This window comes from Aestuariivirga sp., assembly GCF_044238155.1.
Classification (GTDB): domain Bacteria; phylum Pseudomonadota; class Alphaproteobacteria; order Rhizobiales; family Aestuariivirgaceae; genus Aestuariivirga.
Genome location: NZ_JBIIDX010000231.1, coordinates 1 through 3,066, shown reverse-complemented (window position 1 = coordinate 3,066; position 3,066 = coordinate 1). Strand labels below are relative to the sequence as shown.

The 3,066-nt window shown below is 60.5% G+C and carries 3 protein-coding genes and 1 pseudogene; 3 read left to right on the top strand and 1 reads right to left on the bottom strand.

Going from position 1 to position 3,066, the window contains the following annotated elements; translation table 11 throughout:
* A pseudogene (locus tag ACILRN_RS16385) lies at positions 1–247 on the bottom strand (hypothetical protein); the annotation flags it as partial.
* A 114-nt stretch (positions 248–361) separates the two neighbouring features.
* On the opposite strand from ACILRN_RS16385, the gene ACILRN_RS16380 reads away from it, so the two are divergent.
* From ACILRN_RS16380 to mltG, 3 genes are all read left to right on the top strand, one after another.
* Positions 362–598 carry an acyl carrier protein gene (locus tag ACILRN_RS16380; protein ID WP_111197536.1) on the top strand — a complete coding sequence of 79 codons (237 nt, stop codon included), beginning with the start codon at positions 362–364 and terminating at the stop codon, positions 596–598.
* Positions 599–709: 111 nt separating this feature from the next.
* A complete protein-coding gene (gene fabF / locus ACILRN_RS16375; RefSeq protein ID WP_395690032.1) occupies positions 710–1,975 on the top strand; it encodes a beta-ketoacyl-ACP synthase II in 1,266 nt (421 codons plus the stop codon).
* A gap of 20 nt (positions 1,976–1,995) precedes the next feature.
* On the top strand, positions 1,996–3,066 hold a 1,071-nt coding region (gene mltG / locus ACILRN_RS16370), incomplete at its 3' end, for an endolytic transglycosylase MltG (protein ID WP_395690031.1).

Sequence of the window (3,066 nt, the reverse complement as noted above, 5' to 3'; positions counted from 1 at the left end):
TCTCGAGGACTGTCCTGTCGGCGGTGGCTCCACCCGCCCGGGCCTCGGCGAGAGCGCCCTCCAGGCTGGTGTCGAACTGGGCCAGCCGGCTCCGGTCTGTTGCCGACAGGAGACGGTCCAGTTCGCCATCTGCCTGAGCCGCCGACACGGCGGAAAGCAAAAAAAGCAATACTGTCAAAGCCTGGCGCATGGCCATAGGCTGCCAGACCCAATGCCGGAGCGCAAGTTCGGGGGCGGTCCGGACCATTGCCCCTTTTGACCTGCCTCGGTTTTGTGCTAGGGAACCCCGGGAGTATGGGGGGCTCGGGGTTTTCCTGGGTCCAGCAGAATCGTTCTGGAAACAATCAAGGACCAAAAAACAATGAGTGACGTGGCTGAGCGGGTGAAGAAGATCGTCGTCGAGCATCTCGGCGTGGACGCCGACAAGGTCAAGGCGGAGGCGAGCTTCATTGATGATCTCGGCGCAGACAGCCTCGATACCGTCGAACTCGTGATGGCTTTTGAAGAAGAGTTCGGGATCGAGATTCCTGATGATGCAGCCGAATCGATCCAGACGGTTGGCGACGCCGTCAAGTTCATTGAAAAGAGCGCCGCCTAAAGGCGCTGTCCGTGATCGTGCCCACGGCGGTTGCGATCATGTTCGAAACGGGCGCGGAGGCAGGAATGCGCACTTCCTGCCGCCGCGTTTTTCATATGGAAGGGTCAATCTATGCGCCGTGTAGTCGTAACCGGACTGGGGCTGGTCACGCCGCTCGCGACAGGAGTTGAGGCGAGCTGGCAACGCTTGATCGAGGGCCGGTCGGGCGCTGGCCGGATCACCCGGTTCGATGCCTCCGATCTGCCGTGTCAGATTGCCTGTGAGGTGCCGCGCGGTGATGGCGCCGATGGGACGTTCAATCCCGAGCAGTGGATGGATGCCAAGGACATCCGTCGCTACGATGATTTCATCATCTATGCCGTCGCTGCTGCCAAGCAGGCCATGAAGGATGCTGGCGTTGAACTCAAGACGGAAGAGGAAAAGTGCCGGGCCGGGGTACTGGTGGGGTCCGGCATAGGTGGCCTGAGCAATATTGCTGACACGACGATGCTCATGGAGGAAAAGGGCCCGCGCCGCATCAGCCCCTTCTTCATTCCAGGTTCGCTCATCAATCTTGCTTCCGGACTTGTGTCGATCGAGTTTGGCCTCAAGGGCCCGAACCATGCCGTGGTGACCGCCTGCTCGACTGGTTCGCACGCCATCGGTGATGCTGCCCGCCTGATTGCGCTGGATGATGCAGACGTCATGGTGGCGGGTGGTGCTGAATCCGCGATCTGCCGCATCGGTATTGCCGGCTTCATCGCCTGCAAGGCACTGGCTACAAAGTTCAACGATGCACCGGAGAAAGGCTCGCGACCCTATGACAAGGACCGTGATGGCTTCGTCATGGGAGAAGGAGCGGGCATCATGGTGCTCGAAGAACTGGAACACGCCAAGGCACGTGGCGCCAGGATCTATGCGGAAATCGTCGGCTATGGCATGTCAGGTGATGCCTACCATGTAACCGCTCCGTCCTCCGATGGTGACGGCGCCTTCCGCTGCATGTCGGCAGCGCTCAAGCGCGCTGGGCTGCAGGCGCATGAAATCGACTACGTCAATGCCCATGGCACGTCGACCCCGCTCGGTGACGAAATCGAATTGCGTGCGGTGGAACGCCTGATGGGCAATCGCACGGCGGATCTGACCATGTCGTCGACCAAGTCCTCGATTGGCCATCTGCTGGGCGCTGCCGGTGCAGTTGAGGCGGTGTTCTCCGTGCTGGCCATGCGAGACAACATAGCGCCCCCGACCATCAATCTCGACAATCCCTCGGTCGAAACCGCGATTGACCTCGTGCCCCATAAGGCCAAGCACAAGGAGATCAACACAGTTCTGTCGAATTCCTTTGGTTTCGGGGGAACCAACGCATCGCTGATCATGCGCCGCTGCTCGGCCTGAATGCATGAGGAAGGAAGGACTTGAGCACACTGCCGCCATCCGTCAGGGTGCCGACACCGCGGCGATTGAAGCGGCGGGGCTCGGCGTTGATCCGGGTTCTCGTATGGACGGCCCTGCTTCTTGTCGTCGTCGGGCTCGGGGCAGTCATTACTGCCTATTATGCGCAGTATGAATATGCCAGGCCCGGGCCACTGGTTGCGGAGAAGGTCTTCATCGTCGAGCAGGGTCTCTCGGCTTCCGAGATTGGCGACGCACTGGCCCGGAACGGCATAGTCGAAAGCGGGCGATTGTTTGCAATCATGGCGCAGGTCACGGGCCAGCGCAGCCGGCTCAAGGCGGGTGAATATGCCTTCCCTGCCGCAGCCTCGATGCGCGACGTCATGGCCCTGATCGCCAGTGGCAAGGCCGTCACCTACAAGATCTCCATTCCCGAAGGCTTCACAAGTGAAATGGTCGCAGGGCGCGTCAATACGAACGAGGTCCTGACTGGCCCGCCCGTCGCGGTACCGCCGGAGGGTTCAATCCTGCCGGACACCTATGTCTTCCGGCGCGGAATGACCCGCCAGAAGCTGATCGCGGATATGCAGAGCGCGCAACAGGATCTGCTCGCCGAATTGTGGGCAAAACGCAAGGCCGTTCCGGTGATCCAGACCAAGGAACAGGCAGTTACGCTGGCCTCGATCGTCGAGAAGGAAACAGCTGAGCCGGACGAACGCCCGCTGATTGCAGCGGTATTCATCAACCGCCTGGAAAAAGGCATGCGGCTGCAATCAGACCCAACCATCATCTATGGCATGGTGGGTGGAAAAGGACGGCTGGACCGGCCGCTCAGCAAGGCCGACATTGCCCGACAGACACCCTACAACACCTATCGCATCAACGGCCTGCCGCCTGGTCCTATTGCCAATCCAGGCCGGGCTGCGCTTGAGGCCGTTCTCAATCCTGAGGATACGCCGCATCTTTTTTTTGTGGCGGATGGAACAGGCGGGCATGCCTTTGCGTCTACACTTGAAGAGCATAATCGCAATGTCAGTGCCTGGCGGAAGCTGGCCAGCGCGGCGGCATCTGCTGCGGCCGATGATCCTGAACCC

Excerpts from the sequence above, each read along its gene's own strand:
- ACILRN_RS16380 (WP_111197536.1), top strand. The coding sequence starts at position 362 with ATGAGTGACGTGGCTGAGCGGGTGAAGAAGATCGTCGTCGAGCATCTC.
- fabF (WP_395690032.1), top strand. The coding sequence starts at position 710 with ATGCGCCGTGTAGTCGTAACCGGACTGGGGCTGGTCACGCCGCTCGCG.